Raw genomic sequence first — 16,750 nt, 5'->3', positions numbered from 1 at the left:
AGTATGCGGCATGATTCTCCTTCCTGCGCCTCACAAGGAGGAGGTGCATCTCTCACGGTGTACAGGTGACGTATCGATTCGGGGGGGGGGGAGGCAAGAACCTGACCCGCGCAGTTAAAGGCAGTTAAAGAGCGCACCCCCGGGCAACACGAGATACTATCCTACTCGTCACCCGGGGGTGCTAGAAACCGTTGACACGGCTACAGTTCAGCAGATTAGAGGCCCTTCGCCTCACGGTCAGCCTTAATCTGCGCAGCCGACGGAAGCGTAATGGAACTGGTTGCCATCTGTGCAATATCTACTGCGTGCGCATCCACCGCACCGGGCAAGTAGCGATCGGGATCCTCCAAGGTGCCGTCTTCCTGCGCCTTCTTCTGTGCGCGAGCGTGAGAAATTGAAATGCCGATACTCGCAGCCACCAGCAGAGCAATAGCAACCCAGCGGACCAGGCCGGTAGCCTCACCAAGCATCACAATACCCACAGCCGCCGCAATCGCAGGCTCCAGGGACAGCACCACGCTATAAATATGCGCGGGCAACAGACGCAGCGAAGAAACCTCACCCAGTGCCGGCAGAGCAGAAGCCAGCAGACCCATCAGGCAGCCAATAGCCAGCAGGTTCACATCCTGAGTGACCTTCAGCAGGTTGTTGCCGCTAATAAGGAACGGGAACGGCAGAACCAGCAGGGTAGAGACAACGTTACCCATGACCATGCCGCCCATGCCCGGGATGAGTGCGCCCACCTTCTCAGTCGCCAGAATGTAGGCGGCACGAGAAACAGCGGTCAGGACCGAGAAAATCACACCCATCAGGGCGAAATCTTCAGGCTTCGCCTGGGACTCAGCCGTTAGAATCGCCATGCCCGTAAAGGACAGCGCAATCCACACCAGATCCAGCTTGCGGCGCGACATAACCGTCGCCAGCACCAGCGGACCCATAAACTCAATCGCCACCGCAATCGCTAGTGGAACCTGCTCAATCGCCACATAGAAGAACGCATTCGCACCGGTCAGGGCGATACCAAGGACAATGACCGTCATCCATTGTTGACGGGTCCACGAACGAATCTGCGGACGGAAGAACGCCCACAGCAGGACAGAAGAAGTCAACAGGCGCAGAGTCACCACGCCCCAAGGGCCCAAATCGCCCATCAGCTGCTTAGCAAGAGCCGCACCGAACTGCGCCGAAATAATCGCGCCGGTCGCGTACGCAACACCCAGCCCCTGAGTCGCCAGGGGAGAACGCGCAGCATTGGGCGTATGGGTGGAAGAAGTCATAGCAATCCTTATTAGTCCAGAAGAGGTGTCAGCCGCTATCTGTCATCAGGCGCGACCCCGAATCGTCGTGAAACAGGTCACGCACTATGCAAACAATGAATAGTGTGTAATCTAGGACAATTTTACGCGCTTTAAAATTGGGCGCAAATAGAGACCAAAACACCCTAACAACCCCTCAAAAACCTCCACGCCCTCGGTGAAATTTCACCCCCACACCCCACCCCAACCCCCTATATCCAGGAAATATTCACCAAGCCATGATTTACTGAGAGCATGCTTGACCCGAAGAAGTCTCTATTCGATGAAGACGGCAACCCCCGTCCCGCGCTAACCACCACCCTCGACAACGTATTGCGCATGCAACGACCGCTCGCGCTGTCCATCGTCAAAAAACTCCGTGAAGCGCACCCCGACGAAACCCCCGAACAAATCCATAAGCGCCTTGACCGCACCTACCTGCGCGACATCACCGCCATCGGCGGCGTCACCGGCGCATCCGCATTCGTGCCCGGCGTCGGTACCGTCACCTCCATGAGCCTGTCCGCGCTCGCAGTCGGCGGCTACCTCGAACGCACCGCACTCTACGCCCAGGCAGTCGCAGAACTGCACGGCGTGCACGTACACGACGCCGAAACCGCCCGCTCCATGGTCATGGCAATCATGCTCGGCGAAGAAGGCTCCCAGCTCATGAACACCGTGCTGTTGCAGACCGGCAAGGCAGGCGGCGTCTCCAACAAGTGGGGCATGCTGCTCGGCAACTCCTCCAGCGGCAAGATGTTCAGCGTCGAACGTACCATCCGAAACATGTTCATCCGCCGCTTCCTCACCCGCCAGACCGGTGCACTGCTCGGCCGTGCCCTGCCCTTCGGCGTGGGCGCAGTCGTTGGCGGTGGCGCGAACCTGACCCTCGGCAAGGACGTCGTGCGCAACACCCGCCGAGCCTTCGGCGACGCGCCCGCCTACTTCCCCGCAGAGCTCATGATTACCCCGCGTGCACCGCGCGTACAGGGCGGCGAAGGTTCGGACGGCTCCTCCGGCGTGGCTGGCTCCCTGCTCAAGGGCGTCAAGGACGCAGGTAAGGCTGTAGGCAAGGTCTTCACCCGCGGCAAGGGCCACGACACCGAAACCGGCCACCGCCGCATGCTCGGCCGCTAGAATCCTCGCCAGCTAACAGAACATAGCAAAGACCCAACACACTAAAGACCCCGGATCCCTAAACACAGGGACCCGGGGTCTTCTATTTAAGCTTTCGCTACGGACTAAGCGTTCTTCGCGTGATCCAGCAGCTGAGCCGCAATACCGTTGTAGGTGTGCGGAGTCAGAGCCGACAGACGCTCCTCAGCCTCGGGGGAGAGGCCCAGAGTAGCCACAAACTCCTTCAGACGAGCGGCATCCACGCGGTGACCGCGAGTCAGCTCCTTCAGACGCTCATACGGGTTCTCCATGCCCGGAACACCCGCGATAGCCTCCGCACGCATCACCATCTGGATTGCCTCAGCCAGAACCTCCCAGTTGGAATCCAGATCAGCAGAAATAACGTCGGTCGCAATATCCAGACGCTGCAGACCCTTCACCACATTGGAGATAGCCAGCACCGAGTGACCGAACGCCACACCAATATTGCGCTGCGCCGACGAGTCAGTCAGGTCACGCTGCCAACGAGAAGTCACCAGGGTCGAACCCAGCGAATCCAGCAGAGCGTTCGACAGCTCCAGGTTAGCCTCCGCATTCTCAAAACGAATCGGGTTCACCTTGTGCGGCATAGTCGACGAACCGGTCGCACCAGCCACCGGAATCTGACGGAAGAAACCAATCGAAATGTAGCTCCACACATCGGTGCAGAGGTTGTGCAGCACGCGGTTGAAATGAGCGATATCCGAGTACAGCTCAGCCTGCCAGTCGTGCGACTCAATCTGAGTGGTCAGCGGGTTCCAAGTCAGACCCAGGTGCTCCACAAAACCACGAGAAATCTTCTGCCAATCAGCGCTCGGCACCGAGGCGTAGTGCGCGGCGTAAGTACCGGTCGCACCATTAATCTTGCCGAGGAACTCGGTCGCCTTCACGTGCTTGACCTGGCGCTTCAGGCGATAGGCGAGCACGCCCATCTCCTTGCCCAGGGTGGAGGGGGTCGCCGGCTGGCCGTGAGTGCGGCACAGCATCGGCACGTCGCGGCCGTCCTCAGCCAGCTTCAGCAGAACATCAATCAGCTCCTCCGCGGCGGGGATCCACACGTTCTCAACGGCGTCCTTGATACCCAGTGCGTAGGAGAGGTTGTTAATGTCCTCAGAAGTGCAGCCGAAGTGAACCAGCGGCACCAGGTGACCCAGGCCCAGGCCCTCCAGGCGGCGACCAATGTAGTACTCGACCGCCTTCACATCGTGAACGGTGACAGCCTCAATCTCAGCCAGCTCCGCCACAGAATCAGCGTTGAAATCGGTCACGATGGCGCGCAGGCCCTTCTTCTGTTCCTCGCTCAGCGGGGACAGACCCGGCAGCACCTCGTGCTCGCACAGGTAAATGAACCACTCAACCTCAACGTGGATGCGGTCGCGGTTCAGAGCCGCCTCAGAAAGGTAGTTGGTCAGGGGTGCGGTCACGGATGCGTAGCGTCCGTCGAGGGGGCCCAGCGCAAGTTCGCCGGTGCCCAGGTCAATACGGCCAGAAGGCAAGAAGGTGTTATTGGTGTGAGACATAGCTCTATTTTTGCATGAATTCGCTGAAAAAAAGAGGCGGGAAGAGCATATGGACGTGACGGGCGGCTTGGTTAGTTACAGAAATATGACAAAACGAGGGGGCGCGGAGGGGGCATTTTTTAGGTTTTGAGGACGCAAAACGTGCGAATTTTTCGAAACAAGCCTGAGTTATCCACAGGTTGGCGTACTCAGCCTGCACGGTCACCGCGGCAGATTTAGCCTAAAACAAACCCGAACACAGGACAGAAATAGGCACACAAACAACCAGTCCAACCACCGAAAGGACGCCCCGTGAACACGATCGTCGACACCGCACCGCCTCCCGCACCCCAGCTGCCCCGCATCGAACCAACCGATATCCTCCGCGCAGCAGGACACATGGGCATCGGCACCGCCGCCGGCCACGCCCTCGCCGAGCAGCTCATGGCAGCCGCCACCCTCGCCCGCGCCAAAGGCGCAGAACTCTCCCACAGGATGCGCACCGAAGCCCAAGAAATCCGCACCGCACACCAACGCGCCAACGAACTCAACGGCGAACACTGGGCATCCGAAGCCGGACGCGCCTACCGGCGACAACTCGAAGAGCACCGCGAAAAAATCCGCCACCAAGCCGAACAAGCCGAAGGCACCGCCGCCATGATCGCCGCCGCCGGTGAAGAACTCGCCAATGACCTCACCGCCAAAGCGCAGGCTATCAAAGCCGCCGCCTCCGCCGTAGATAACCTACTCGGAAAACTCGCCGACGGTGCCGCCGACGCCCTCGAAAAACTCAACCCCGGCGAAATCATCGCCCGCTCAGGCGTGCAAAAAGCCCAGTCAACGCTCGATTCGCTCATGCACGTGAGCCTCCCCGACGGGCTGAGCTCGCTCATCCGAACCCACTAGCCTCACCCTAGGAGACACCATGATTACCGGACCCACCGTTGCGCCCATCGGTGACCTCAGCAACTCCGCAGGGCCCACCTCAGGTACTATTAGCGTCGCCCTTGAAGAAATGCCCGCCATCGCTGACGGGCTCGATATTGTCAGCCGCACCTGCGCCGACCGCACCATGCCGATTCTTGGTATTGCCGCCGAAACCCGGTTCTTCCTCGGCATCAACGGACGCGCCCAGCAGGCTGCCGCCCTCTGCGATGGCCTCGCTGCAGAGCTCGGTATTAGTGCCGCAAAGTTCGGCGCCACCGCAGCCGTTGTCCGAGTCGCCCACAGCTCCTACCTGCAGACCGAAAATATCGTCGCAGGCTGGTTCGACTCCATGGGCATCGCAAAGGACGGCAAGCTACCCGACGGACGCAGCACCCGAGACCACCTGCGCGGACTCATCGCCGGAGAACCCGGCGAAGCTAACTACCTCTTGAAGCTCACCATTCCCGAGCTCGGGTACTTCTCGGCATCTCGGACGCTACCGTATTCGCCTATCATTGCGGGTATTCTCTTCGGCGCCACCGCCTACATGGATGCCAAATTGAATCCCGAAATTGCGCGTCAGCGAACAATTGACCGCGTTGCAGACATGTTGGGTATTCCGCGAGGACTTGCTCGAAAGGCACTGGGAGGTGGTGCGTTCGGACTTTCTGGAACCAGCCTCATCAAGGCTACTGGGAAAAAAGCTCATAATGTGCGCACTACCTCAGCTGATCAATACGGTGTAGCGGCGCAGCAGGGGGAGAAAAACAAGCTCTCTGTAGGTGCCAGCTCGGATCGCCTGCTTGCGGCGGCTCAGGCGCAGGACCAGGAGTTTGAACGTTCCCAGCAGGACCCGACTAAGGGTGAACGCGGTGCCGTGCTCGTCACCGTCATGTACGAAGTAGGACACGAAGGCGACCCCGCCCATGCTCTATACGTCGTGAGTATCCCGGGTACTAACTTTAATTCCTGGGGTGGTTCTCCCATGGACCCGGCAGGTGCCGTACGTGAAACCTTAGGTGAAGATACCACGAAGAACTCTGCTTACCAGATGGTTTTGCAGGCTCTCCGTGATGCTGGAGCACCGCAGGGTGCCCGTGTGTACATGGAGGGTTTCAGTCAGGGAGCCATGATTGCCTACAACATGGCTAATAGTCTCGAGGTTGCCAAGGAAATCAATATCGTGGGTATCTATGCTCAAGGTACTCCGCTACGAGGCTTGCCTGCCAAACGCCGTGGTTTCGCCGTGGATTATGTAGAAGGTGAAGGCGATATTGTTCCGGATAGTGCACGGAGGGAAGAGGGAGGCTGGCGTCCTGATGAACGTGATACAGCAATTACCGTCCAGAACCCTAAACATAGTGGCGAAAAATACCGAGAAGCCCTAGACCGCGCGGGGTATAGTAACGCGGTTTTTGGTGGTATGCGTGCCGCATTGGACGGTAAAGACTATGTACTGGGGGAACAGAAGGTTACCTCGGGCTCTGCTATGCCAGACGGGTACAGCTCGGCTGAACGAACTAAAGTAACGATCGCACGTATCGGAGCTTACACAGGTCAAGCCTACATGTCGGGAGTTAATATTGATGAGCAGGGCCTAGACGAAATGATTGTACAAGCAACAGACGGTAAGGTTAGGGGCGTTCAGGACGCCAAAAATAAGGCGGAAAAAATCAAACAAGGGACTAAAGACGCATGGGAGGCAGGCAAGCCTCGTCTCCCTTACCCCGAGCCGACTCCGCAGGAAAAGCCTCATAGCCCGAAGCCTGCATGGCCCGAAACCCCTGTGCCGCAGATGCCCAAAGTGCCCCTCCTGCAGGGATATAACCCGCAGAATATTCCGCCCGCCATCAAGATGCCGGGCGACCTGAGCCGCCCCGAGCCTGCCCCCATCAAGATGCCCGCTCGAATCGAGGCAGAGGGGCAGCTACCCCCTGCAAGTCTGATCCCGCCGAACATTCTGCCCAAACCTGCAGATCTGCAGACGCACATCGAAAAGGCTGTTACTCGGCCAATCATCGATCAGCTACAGCTCCCTACAGTTGGTTCCGCGCTCAAGAATCCTCCAATCTTCGGAGCCGGGCAAGGCGGAGACTACGACGGCAGTGAGTCGCTCGTCCCCACTCTGCCGGACCTGAAACCTGTGCGCATGCCAATGTTCCCGCCCGAGAACATCGACCCCGGGTTCCGCGCCCCAGGCCCTCCCGAGGACCTGACTCCCATCGAGGAGCGTGAACCCCTGATGGTCTAAACACCGAGTCTAAAAGTACCAATCTCAAGGACTCGGTGGAGGGTGGAGGGGCGAGTAGAGTAGAGAAGAGAAAAGGAGGGGCGCCACCGGGAACAACCCCGGCGGCGCTCCTCCATCTTTGCGTACAGCCTTTGCGTACAGCGCTCGCGGCTAGTATCTGCTGCCTGCACGGCTGCAGCTGCGACCTGCTCTCCAGGTGAGAAGCGTTAGCCTCCGAGCCGCCCGCAGGCACATACTGGAACCATGAGCCAGTCAGCTGAACACGCCAACATCCCGGTCCGCCCCGTCTTCAACACCCTGCCCAGCTACGCGGCAGGCAAGCCGCCCGCACCCGTTGAAGGCCTCACCCAGTACAAGCTCTCCTCGAACGAGAACCCGCTGGGCCCCGTACCCGAGGTCGCACGCGTCCTCGCAGAATTTGCGACCGCGCACCGCTACCCCGACCCGCTCTCCACCGCCCTGCGACACAAGCTCTCCGCACGGCTCGGCGTGGACGCTGACGACATCGTCACCGGTGCCGGAAGCCTCGGTGCGCTCAACCAAATCCTCAAAACCTTCGCCGGCGTAAACGCCGACGGCGTGCAGGACGAAGTCATCTACGCCTGGCGCTCCTTCGAGGCATACCCGATCCTCGTCGGCATTATGGGCGCTCGCAGCGTGCAGGTGCCGAACCTGCCCGACGGCTCACACGACCTGGACGCCATGGCGGCAGCCATCACCGACCGCACCCGCCTGATCCTGGTCTGCACCCCCAACAACCCGACCGGCCCCGCCGTCACCGAAAGCCAGATCCGTGCGTTCCTGGCGAAGGTGCCCGCCCACATCCCCGTGGTCATTGATGAGGCGTACTTCGAGTTCTGCGCCGCCTCCACCGTGCCGGAGGGTGAAGAAGCCCCGCTGAACGGCATGGACATCTACCGCGACTATGAGAACGTCATTATTCTGCGCACCTTCTCCAAGGCGCAGGGCCTGGCGGGTCTGCGCGTGGGCTATTCGATTTCGCACCCGCAGATTACGCAGCACCTGCGCGTGGCGGCAACCCCGTTCGCCGTGACAGCGCTGGCTGAGGCGGCGGCTATCGCCTCCATCGAGCATGAGGATGCGGTGATGGAGCGTGTGAGCCACCTGGTCGCTGAGCGTGAGCGCGTGACCGCTCGACTGCGGGAGCTGGGCTACGATTTCCCGAGCACTTACGCAAACTTTGTGTGGCTACCCCTGGGGGAGCGCACGGGTGGGTTTGTGCAGCTGATGTCTGAGCATGCGCTGTCGGTTCGTGCGTTCGGCACCGAGGGTGTTCGCGTGAGCATTGGTGAGGTGGAGGCGAATGACCGTTTCCTCTCGCTCTGTGAGGTCTTCGCGAAGGGGCTCTAGAGCGTCTTGTGAAGGGGTGGGGGTACCCACTCGGCCCTAATTGAACAATGTACTATTTTCCCTTGTCGAGGTTTGTTTGGGCTTTTCAAATGGTTCTCGCACGGGAAAAATGATGGCCCGAAAAAGCTCTCAGTAGTTAAATTAAACCTCCCATATATTCTCGAAAAAGAATATATGGGAGGTTTAATTTAATAATGTTCAAATAGTGAATGACAGGGCATAATACACTGCGTTATCAGCGTAACTGCCGCGAGATAAAGCCGAAAAGAGTAGACTGGTAACTATATATGCCCAGACCCTCACAGGCTTACCGGAACACCTCAAACCCTGCACCATCAGGTGAAAGTTGAGACTAAAACCCAAGCCGCTGAGGGCCAAGCCCTCGTCACGTGTGGAGGTTAGATGCACGAGAACGACAAGTACCCCGGAGTGCCCGAACGCATCCAGCTCATGGATGAAAACGGCACCGTACACGAACACCCCACCTACAGCCGGTACATCGAAGACGTCAACGCAGACACCCTGCGCGAGGCATACCGCCTCATGTACACCACCCGCCGATTCGACGACGAGGCAACCGCCCTGCAGCGCCAGGGCCAGCTCGCCCTCTGGGTGCCCAGCCGAGGCCAGGAAGCCGCACAGGTCGGCTCCGCACTCGCCTACGCACCCAACGACTACATCTTCCCCTCCTACCGCGAGCACGCCGTCGCCTTGACGCGTGGCGTGGACTTCCGCGACCTGATCACCATCTTCCGCGGCTCCACCACCCACGGCTGGGACATGAAGGCACACAACTTCCACACCTACACCAAGGTGCTTGCGGCCCAGACCCTGCACGCAGTCGGCTACGCCATGGGCCTGAACTTCGACGCCGACATCGAGGCTGAAACCGGCACCCGCCGCACCGGTCAGGGCCAGGCAACCGACCCCACCGAGGACACCCAGAAGCCCGCCGTGGCGGTCTACTTCGGTGATGGCTCCTCCACCGAGGGTGACGCACACGAATCCATGGTTTTCGCCGCCTCCTATAACGCGCCGGTGCTCTTCTTCGTGCAGAACAACCGCTGGGCTATCTCCGTGCCCTTCGAGGTGCAGTCCCGCGTTCCGGTGTCCACCCGCGCCGCAGGCTACGGCTTCGAGGGTATTCGCGTTGACGGCAACGACGTTCTCGCCGTACTGGCCGCAACCCGCTACGCCATGGAGAAGATCCGTGCCGGTGAAGGCCCCGTGCTGATTGAAGCTGAGACCTACCGCCTCGGCCCGCACACCACCGCGGATGACCCCACCAAGTACCGCACCGATGCCGACCTGGAAGGCCCCCTGCGCCGCGACCCCATGCTTCGCCTGGAGAAGCACCTGCGCGAGCAGGGCTACGCCGACGATGCCTTCTTCGAAGAGGTTGCAGAATCCGCGCAGCAGGTCGCATCCGGCGTGCGTGAGGCAGTGCTGAACTCTGAGGTTGCCGACTTTGAGTATTTCTTCGACCGTGTCTATGTGCAGGAACACCAGCAGGTGGAAGACGACCGCGAGTTCTACCGTAACTACGTTGCAGGCTTTGAAGAGGAGTAAGCATGAGCGAGAAAATTGAACGTTTGACCCTCGCCAAGGCGATTACCCGCGGCCTGGAAGACGCCATGGAAGCCGACCGCACCGTTGTCATGCTCGGTGAGGATATCGGCAAGCTTGGTGGCGTGTACCGTGTGACCGAGGGCCTGCAGGCGCGCTTCGGCAACCGTCGCGTCATGGATGCGCCCCTGGGTGAGTCCGGCATTATCGGCACCTCCATCGGTATGGCCCTGCGTGGCTACCGTCCCGTGCCGGAGATTCAGTTCGACGGCTTCGTGTTCCCCGCCTACAACCAGATCACGAGCCAGCTGGCGAAGATTCACAACCGCACCGATAAGCAGTACACGGTGCCGGTGACTATCCGCATTCCGTACGGTGGCGTGATTGGTTCGGTGGAGCACCACTCCGAGTCCCCGGAGGCGCTGTTCGCCCACACTGCGGGTCTGCGTATTGTGACCCCCTCGACCCCGCACGAGGCGTACTGGATGACCCGCAAGGCGATTGAGTGCCCCGACCCGGTCATTATTTTTGAGCCGAAGCGCCGCTACTGGCTCAAGGGTGAAGTGGACTTTAGCGACACTTCCTTTGATCCGTTTAGCGCCCAGGTGGTGCGTGAGGGTACGGACGCGACCATCGTTGCGTACGGTCCGCTGGTGCCGGTTGCTCTGGCTGCTGCGGAGGCTGCCGTGGAGGATGGCCGCTCGATTGAGGTCATTGACCTGCGCTCGATTTCGCCGCTGGACGTGCCGACCGTTGCCGCTTCGGTGGCGAAGACTGGCCGCCTGATTGTTGCGCACGAGGCGCCGACCTTTGGTGGTATGGGTGGTGAGTTGGCTGCGGCGATTACGGAGCGTTGCTTCTACAGCCTGCAGGCGCCGGTGATTCGTGTGGGCGGCTACTACATGCCGTACCCGATTTCCCGCGTTGAGGAAGAGTACGTGCCCGATATTGACCGTATTCTTGAGGCGGTTGACCGCGCTTTTGACTACTAGGCATTCCCTGATCTGACGTATCAGCGTGTTGCGCTATGGCGGGTTGCGAACCCGCACAGAATATTCCGTATAGGGTATATGCCCTAGTGAGAGGTAAAAATGTCCCAGATTTTCCCGCTCCCTGACGTGGGTGAAGGCCTAACCGAAGCAGAAATCCTCAGCTGGAAGGTGGCAGTCGGCACCGAGGTCGCCATCAACGACGTCCTCGTCGAAATTGAAACCGCGAAGAGTGTTGTTGAACTGCCCTCGCCCTTCGCCGGCACCGTCGAGGCGCTGCTCGTTGCCGAAGGCGAAACCGTTGAGGTGGGCAACCCAATCATCAGCATCTCCGGTGGCGACAACGCCCCCGCAACCCCGGCAGCACCCGCCGCGGCAGAGGCTGAGTCCGGTACCGCACTGGTCGGCTCCGGCCCCAAAGCGGACGCTGTGAAGCGTCGCGCCCGCAAGCGCCCCGCCTCCGCGGCCCAGCCCGCACAGGCTGTTGCGGCACCGGTCGCACCGGCTGTTCAGGCACCCGTGGCGCACACCCCCGCCGACTCGGCGAACCGCAACCAGGGCCTGCTGAGCGAGCTGGCTGAGCGCGCCTCCCGCTTTGTGGAGAACACCCCGCTGAACTCGGTGGTGCAGCGTCTGGCACCCGAGCCCGCAGCGGCTCCCGCGCCGACTTTGGCTCCCGAGCAGGTTCCGCACCGCCCGACCCTCGCGCCGCCTCCGGTGCGTCTTGCCGCAAAGGAGCTGGGTGTTGATCTGGCGAACGTGACCGCTACCGGTGCGCGCGGCCAGGTGACCAAGCAGGACCTCATGAACTATGTGGCACACCTGAACGATGTGCAGCATAGCGGCGCCGGCCAGCCCTTCTGGCAGCCCGTAACCACCCCCGGTGACCGCATCGAGCGCATCCCGGTGCGTGGCGTGCGTAAGGCTACCGCGAAGGCGATGGTTGCTTCAGCGTTTAGCGCCCCGCACGTGTCCATCTTCGTGGACGTTGATGCCTCCCGCACCATGGAGTTCGTGAAGCGTTTGAAGAAGTCTCGCCACTTTGAGGGCGTGAAGGTCACCCCGCTGCTGGTGCTTGCTGCCGCGGTCATTTGGGCTGCTGAGCGTAACCCGCAGGTCAATGCAACCTGGACCGATAGCGAAATCCAGATTAAGCACTTCGTGAACCTGGGTATTGCTGCGGCAACCCCGCGCGGCCTGATGGTCCCGAACATTAAGGACGCTCAGGAGCTGTCCCTGCGTGAGCTGGCGGTTGCGCTGAACAACCTGACTACTCGCGCCCGTGAGGGTAAGACTCAGCCCGCTGAGATGGCGAACGGCACCCTGACCATTACGAATATTGGTTCGCTGGGTATTGATACGGGTACCCCGATTATTAATCCCGGTGAGGTGGCGATTGTTGCCTTCGGTACGATTAAGCAGAAGCCGTGGGTGGTTGATGGTGAGGTTATTCCTCGCTGGGTGACGACCCTGGGTGGCTCCTTCGATCACCGTGTGGTGGATGGCGACCTGTCGGCTCGTTTCATGGCTGATGTGGCAGCAATTCTTGAGGAGCCTGCACTGCTGCTGGACCACTAGGCGGCATGTTTTAGCTAGTCGGCGTTTTATTGCTGGGTAGATAATGCTGTTGAGATAGAGAAAACCTCCGGTACCTTACGCAAGGTACCGGAGGTTTTCTGTATTCTCTAACGCCGAGGTGCGTGCTTAGAAACCTAAGTTAGGCGTCCTCGCGTGCCACCTGGTCGCTCGGGTACTTGTCCACGCGGCGGTGGTACAGGCGTCCGCACAGGCCGCCGAGGATAGCTCCGAGGAAGCTCAACGCCAGAACCAGCAGAACCGCGAGCAGACCGTTCGCGAAATCGCCCGCAATCAGCTTCTGCAGGGACAGGGACGCGACACCGTTCTGGAACAGCTGAGGCGTGAGGAAGGTCGCCAGGGATCCGAGGATGAGCGCCATAATCTGCCAGAGCCACACGGCAATGCCCTGCTTCGCGCCGGCGAATCGTGCCATGCGTCCTGCCGCGTAACCGCCCACCAGGTAGGCGAAGAAAATGAGCACACTCAACGCCACCGCGACCGGCACGGCGTTCGACGCGCCGCTGAAGAGTCGGGAGACCACCGTGGCGTAGTCGATGGACTCGCTCTGACCGGTCAGGGTCAGCCACGACTGGATAGCCCACAGACCACCGTCCATGAGGGAGATGGTGATCAGCCAGCCGAGCAGGCCGGGCAGCAGGTGCATGCGGGAGTAGCGGCTCTTCTGCATGGACAGCGCGGTTGCGGCGGTGAGGACGGGCTCTGCACCCGCCGCGCCTGCGGTACCGGCGGGGGTGGGGATGACGAAGTGGTCATCATCCGCCGGATTAGCCTGCGGGGCACTGGGTGCCGCATGGGCGTTGCCGGGTGCGGGCACCTCGTAGCTTGCAGCTGTGGCAGGTGCGGTAGCGGGGGCAGAGGTTGCGCCGCCGCGCACATTATCCGCGCTGGGGGTTGCGGGCTTGTCGAGCCAGCTGAGGTTATCGGTAGCGGGTTCGCCCAAGTCAGCACCGGGGTCTGTACTTTGAGCGGCGCTGTTTGCGGAGAGGAGCGGCTGGGTTGCGGTAGCCGCCTCGGTGAGGGGGCGGGTCGCATCCTGCGAGGACTGCGCGGAGGACTGCGCCGAAGAGGCCGACTCGCGCGCCTTTTCGTGGGCGCGGCGTGCGGCGTTCAGCTCCTCATCGGTCAGAACCACGGTGGGGTCGTCGGAGGAGAATGCCGCCTCCCACAGGTCACTTTCGGTGGGAGTGGACGCCGCGGCGGCCGGGCGCTGCTGCGGGGTGTTGTTTTGTGCGTTCATTAAATCCTTTGGATTCTAGTCCTGGGTGCTGATTTAGCGGTTGCGGTCAGCGTAGAAGGCGTGTGCTTCTTCCAGGGCTTCTGCGGAGTAGGTGTGCGGGTATGCCGGGCGTTCGTTCTCGTCCAGAGTGCGGATGACGCGGCCGGGGTTGCCCACCACGAGGGAGTTAGCCGGGACGTCCTTGGTGACGACGGTGCCCGCGCCAATCACGGAGTTCTTGCCGATGGTCACACCGCCCAGGATGATGGCGCCGCCACCAATCCAGACGTTGTCTTCAACGGTGATGGGCTCGCCACCTTCCCAGTATGCGGCGCGGTCGACCGGGTTGAGCGGGTGGGTGGGGGTGAGGAACTGTACGTTGTTGCCGACGAGCACGGTGGAGCCGATGCGGATCGGGCAGACGTCCAGGAAGACGCAGCCAAAGTTGAAGAAGGAGCCGTCACCAATATAGGTGTTCACGCCGTAGTCGAAGCGTGCGCCGGGGCGGATATGCGAGTGCTCGCCCAGGTGGCCGAGGTGTTCACGGTAGACGTGCATTGCCTGTGCCTGCTCACCGCGTGCGTAGTGTTCTTCGGCGAGGACGGTTGCAGCGTGGATGCGCTTAGTCTGCGCGGCGCATTCGGCGTCGGGCATGTAAGCGGCGCCGGAGACCATGCGGTTGAAGATGTCGCCGTTGGGGCGCTGCGGGGTGTGCATTAGTGGGCTCCTCCCAGAAGGTAAGCAAGTGCGATGATGGCCATTCCGAACAGGATGACGACTCCTCCGGCGATAGCGAATCGTTTGGAAATTTCGCGGAGGAGCTTCTTGAACTGCTCGTCAGTGATGTCTTGCTGTCGTTTACTCATGCTTTAAGTATCCCAGAGTTGCTGGGCTCTGCCTTAGTGTTTCGGTGTTTATTGCGGTATCTGGGGCGGGTGTACCGTGTGATTTTCAGCGTGGAAAGAAACGGTGCTGAGTTGAAGCGTGAGGGTGCGGGAAGGCACAATCAATGCATGACTGAGGCTCAGAAGAACACGAACCTGCAGGATGCGGCGGCACCTGCATCCCCCGCTGGCGTATCGGCTGGTGCGCATCCGTTGGCGCATCGCCCCTGGTTGAAGAATTATTCTCCGTGGACTGCCCGCGATATTGAGCTGCCCGAAACCTCGCTGAGCCACCTCATTGACGAGGCGGTCCGCACCGTACCCCACAAGGTGGCGCTGGAGTTCTTTGGCGCGACCACGACCTACGCCGAGTTGGGGGACCAGATTGAGCGTGCAGCGGAGGGTCTGCGTGTGGCAGGTGTGCAGGCGGGTGACCGTGTGGCGCTGATTTTGCCGAACTGCCCTCAGCATATTGCGGCGTTCTACGCGATTTTGCGCCTGGGCGCGATTGTGGTGGAGCATAACCCTCTGTACACGGGCGCGGAGTTGCGCCACATGTTTGAGGATCACGGCGCGAAGGTCGCGATTGTGTGGGATAAGATTGCCTCGCATATTACGGGTCTTCCGGCGGATATCCGCCCGAACCATATTTATTCGGTGAACATGATTTCGGCGATGCCCGCGCTGATGCGTACCGCGCTGAAGCTGCCGTTGAAGAGCGCGCGTGCTTCGCGTGAGAAGCTGACCGGTCCTGCGCCGGGTACGGTGTCGTGGGCTCAGCTGGTGAAGAGCGAGCGTATTGACCCGTCGCATCGCCGCCCGACCGCGCACGATATTGCGCTGCTGCAATACACCTCGGGTACGACCAGCCTGCCGAAGGGCGTGATGCTCACGCACCGCAACCTGGAGTCTAACGGCCGCATGGGTGAGGCATGGATTAACCCGGGCGATGACGAGGTGATTTACTCGGTTCTGCCGCTGTTCCACGCGTACGGTATGACCCTGGGCGTGACGATTGCGTCGCTGTGCCGTGCCCGCCTGGTGCTGTTCCCGACCGTGGACATGGACCTGATTTTGAAGGCGATGAAGAAGACCCGCCCGACCATTCTTCCGGCGGTTCCGCCGGTGTATCGCCGCCTGATGGATGAGGCGAAGAAGCGCGGCGTGTCCCTGGAGGGTATCCGTTATGCGGTCTCTGGTGCGATGAACCTGCCGCCTGAGCTGGTTGCCGAGTGGGAGGAAGCCTCCGGCGGTTTCATGGTGGAAGGCTACGGCCTGACCGAGTGCGCGCCGCTGGTGTCCTGCAACCCGCTCAATGACACTCGCCGTGCCGGTTTTATTGGTGTTCCGTTCCCCTCCACCGATATTCGTGTGGTGGACCCGGAAACTGGCGAGGACGTGCCTGATGGTGAAGAGGGCGAGCTGTGGGTGAAGGGCCCTCAGCGTTTTGCTGGTTACTGGAAGCGTGAGGACGAGACGGCGAAGACCATCACCCCCGAGGGTTGGCTGCGTACCGGCGATATTGTGCGCCTGGATGAGGACTACTTCATTCAGATTGTCGACCGTATTAAAGAAGTTATTATTACCGGCGGTTTCAACGTCTCCCCGACGGAGGTTGAGGTCGCCCTCAAACAGCACGACATGGTCGCGGATGCGGCGGTCGTCGGTATTCCGCTGCCCGCCGGTGGCGAGATGGTGGTCGCCGCTGTGGTTCCCGCCCCGGGTCGAGTGGTGCAGGAGCATACTCTGCGTGAGCACTGCTATTCGAAGGTGACCCGCTATAAGGTGCCGCGCCGCATCGTGGTGGTGGATGATCTGCCCCGTTCGATGCTGGGTAAGGTTCTGCGCCGTAAGGTGCGTGAGCAGCTGATTGCTTCGGGCGAGTTCGATCAGTAGTACTGGTTGATTCCCCGTCCGCCCGTAATGGGTGGCACTATGGACGCCGGCTTGGGTTTTTGTACCCGGGCCGGCGTTTTGTGTGCGCCTGAATACACCGTC

13 protein-coding genes are annotated in these 16,750 nt (G+C 60.8%); 8 read left to right on the top strand and 5 right to left on the bottom strand.

Annotation, left to right across the window (positions count from 1 at the left end; translation table 11 throughout):
- Positions 1-215: 215 nt before the first annotated feature.
- Positions 216-1,277, bottom strand: coding sequence for a DMT family transporter (locus O3675_RS08165; RefSeq protein ID WP_303987928.1), 1,062 nt, complete (start codon positions 1,275-1,277; stop codon positions 216-218).
- A 273-nt stretch (positions 1,278-1,550) separates the two neighbouring features.
- On the opposite strand from O3675_RS08165, the gene O3675_RS08160 reads away from it, so the two are divergent.
- Positions 1,551-2,432 (top strand): di- and tripeptidase, encoded by an 882-nt coding sequence (locus O3675_RS08160; RefSeq protein WP_371571953.1) that lies wholly within the window; start codon positions 1,551-1,553, stop codon positions 2,430-2,432.
- A 104-nt stretch (positions 2,433-2,536) separates the two neighbouring features.
- On the opposite strand, the gene purB is transcribed toward O3675_RS08160, so the two are convergent.
- On the bottom strand, positions 2,537-3,970 hold the full coding sequence (purB, locus tag O3675_RS08155) for an adenylosuccinate lyase (RefSeq protein ID WP_371571951.1): 1,434 nt from the start codon (positions 3,968-3,970) through the stop codon (positions 2,537-2,539).
- A gap of 291 nt (positions 3,971-4,261) precedes the next feature.
- Between purB and O3675_RS08150 the strand changes: the two genes are divergently transcribed.
- The 6 genes from O3675_RS08150 (at position 4,262) to O3675_RS08125 (ending at position 12,631) form a co-directional block, all read left to right on the top strand.
- The gene (locus O3675_RS08150; RefSeq protein WP_371571949.1) at positions 4,262-4,855 is read left to right on the top strand and encodes an ABC transporter substrate-binding protein; all 594 of its coding nucleotides are present in this window, start codon (positions 4,262-4,264) and stop codon (positions 4,853-4,855) included.
- Between the two features lie 19 nt (positions 4,856-4,874).
- Positions 4,875-7,127 (top strand): extensin, encoded by a 2,253-nt coding sequence (locus O3675_RS08145; RefSeq protein ID WP_371571948.1) that lies wholly within the window; start codon positions 4,875-4,877, stop codon positions 7,125-7,127.
- Positions 7,128-7,370: 243 nt separating this feature from the next.
- A complete protein-coding gene (locus O3675_RS08140) occupies positions 7,371-8,498 on the top strand; it encodes a histidinol-phosphate transaminase (protein WP_371571946.1) in 1,128 nt (375 codons plus the stop codon).
- Positions 8,499-8,900: 402 nt separating this feature from the next.
- Positions 8,901-10,067, top strand: a complete 1,167-nt coding sequence (locus tag O3675_RS08135; protein ID WP_371571944.1) for a thiamine pyrophosphate-dependent enzyme — start codon at positions 8,901-8,903, stop codon at positions 10,065-10,067.
- A 2-nt stretch (positions 10,068-10,069) separates the two neighbouring features.
- The gene (locus O3675_RS08130) at positions 10,070-11,056 is read left to right on the top strand and encodes an alpha-ketoacid dehydrogenase subunit beta (RefSeq protein ID WP_070677686.1); all 987 of its coding nucleotides are present in this window, start codon (positions 10,070-10,072) and stop codon (positions 11,054-11,056) included.
- Positions 11,057-11,155: 99 nt separating this feature from the next.
- Positions 11,156-12,631: a dihydrolipoamide acetyltransferase family protein gene (locus O3675_RS08125; protein ID WP_371571943.1), complete on the top strand. Its 1,476-nt coding sequence runs from the start codon at positions 11,156-11,158 to the stop codon at positions 12,629-12,631.
- Positions 12,632-12,770: 139 nt separating this feature from the next.
- Here O3675_RS08125 and O3675_RS08120 read toward each other — a convergent pair whose 3' ends face one another.
- Genes O3675_RS08120 through O3675_RS08110 form a run of 3 tightly spaced genes read right to left on the bottom strand, consistent with a single transcriptional unit; the run spans position 12,771 to position 14,734 of the window.
- Positions 12,771-13,889 (bottom strand): hypothetical protein, encoded by a 1,119-nt coding sequence (locus O3675_RS08120; protein ID WP_371571941.1) that lies wholly within the window; start codon positions 13,887-13,889, stop codon positions 12,771-12,773.
- Positions 13,890-13,922: 33 nt separating this feature from the next.
- Complete coding sequence (locus tag O3675_RS08115) at positions 13,923-14,585, bottom strand: sugar O-acetyltransferase (protein ID WP_304274171.1); 663 nt, start codon at positions 14,583-14,585, stop codon at positions 13,923-13,925.
- Complete coding sequence (locus O3675_RS08110; protein WP_005504480.1) at positions 14,585-14,734, bottom strand: hypothetical protein; 150 nt, start codon at positions 14,732-14,734, stop codon at positions 14,585-14,587. The genes O3675_RS08115 and O3675_RS08110 overlap by 1 nt, the downstream gene beginning before the upstream one ends.
- A gap of 147 nt (positions 14,735-14,881) precedes the next feature.
- Between O3675_RS08110 and O3675_RS08105 the strand changes: the two genes are divergently transcribed.
- Positions 14,882-16,648 (top strand): long-chain-fatty-acid--CoA ligase, encoded by a 1,767-nt coding sequence (locus tag O3675_RS08105; protein WP_371571939.1) that lies wholly within the window; start codon positions 14,882-14,884, stop codon positions 16,646-16,648.
- Positions 16,649-16,750 lie beyond the last annotated feature (102 nt).

Source organism: Rothia sp. 27098_8_27, from assembly GCF_041432805.1.
In the GTDB taxonomy this organism is placed as follows: domain Bacteria; phylum Actinomycetota; class Actinomycetes; order Actinomycetales; family Micrococcaceae; genus Rothia; species Rothia mucilaginosa.
The sequence above is the reverse complement of the archived record's forward strand: the minus strand, read 5'-3'. Positions and strand labels throughout refer to the sequence as shown.

Bases quoted from the DNA above. Each gene is read 5' to 3' on its own strand.
- O3675_RS08160 (WP_371571953.1), top strand. From the start codon at position 1,551: ATGCTTGACCCGAAGAAGTCTCTATTCGATGAAGACGGCAACCCCCGT.
- O3675_RS08135 (WP_371571944.1), top strand. From the start codon at position 8,901: ATGCACGAGAACGACAAGTACCCCGGAGTGCCCGAACGCATCCAGCTC.
- O3675_RS08145 (WP_371571948.1), top strand. From the start codon at position 4,875: ATGATTACCGGACCCACCGTTGCGCCCATCGGTGACCTCAGCAACTCC.
- O3675_RS08140 (WP_371571946.1), top strand. From the start codon at position 7,371: ATGAGCCAGTCAGCTGAACACGCCAACATCCCGGTCCGCCCCGTCTTC.
- O3675_RS08130 (WP_070677686.1), top strand. From the start codon at position 10,070: ATGAGCGAGAAAATTGAACGTTTGACCCTCGCCAAGGCGATTACCCGC.
- O3675_RS08115 (WP_304274171.1), bottom strand. From the start codon at position 14,585: ATGCACACCCCGCAGCGCCCCAACGGCGACATCTTCAACCGCATGGTC.
- purB (WP_371571951.1), bottom strand. From the start codon at position 3,970: ATGTCTCACACCAATAACACCTTCTTGCCTTCTGGCCGTATTGACCTG.
- O3675_RS08120 (WP_371571941.1), bottom strand. From the start codon at position 13,889: ATGAACGCACAAAACAACACCCCGCAGCAGCGCCCGGCCGCCGCGGCG.
- O3675_RS08125 (WP_371571943.1), top strand. From the start codon at position 11,156: ATGTCCCAGATTTTCCCGCTCCCTGACGTGGGTGAAGGCCTAACCGAA.
- O3675_RS08165 (WP_303987928.1), bottom strand. From the start codon at position 1,277: ATGACTTCTTCCACCCATACGCCCAATGCTGCGCGTTCTCCCCTGGCG.
- O3675_RS08110 (WP_005504480.1), bottom strand. From the start codon at position 14,734: ATGAGTAAACGACAGCAAGACATCACTGACGAGCAGTTCAAGAAGCTC.
- O3675_RS08105 (WP_371571939.1), top strand. From the start codon at position 14,882: ATGACTGAGGCTCAGAAGAACACGAACCTGCAGGATGCGGCGGCACCT.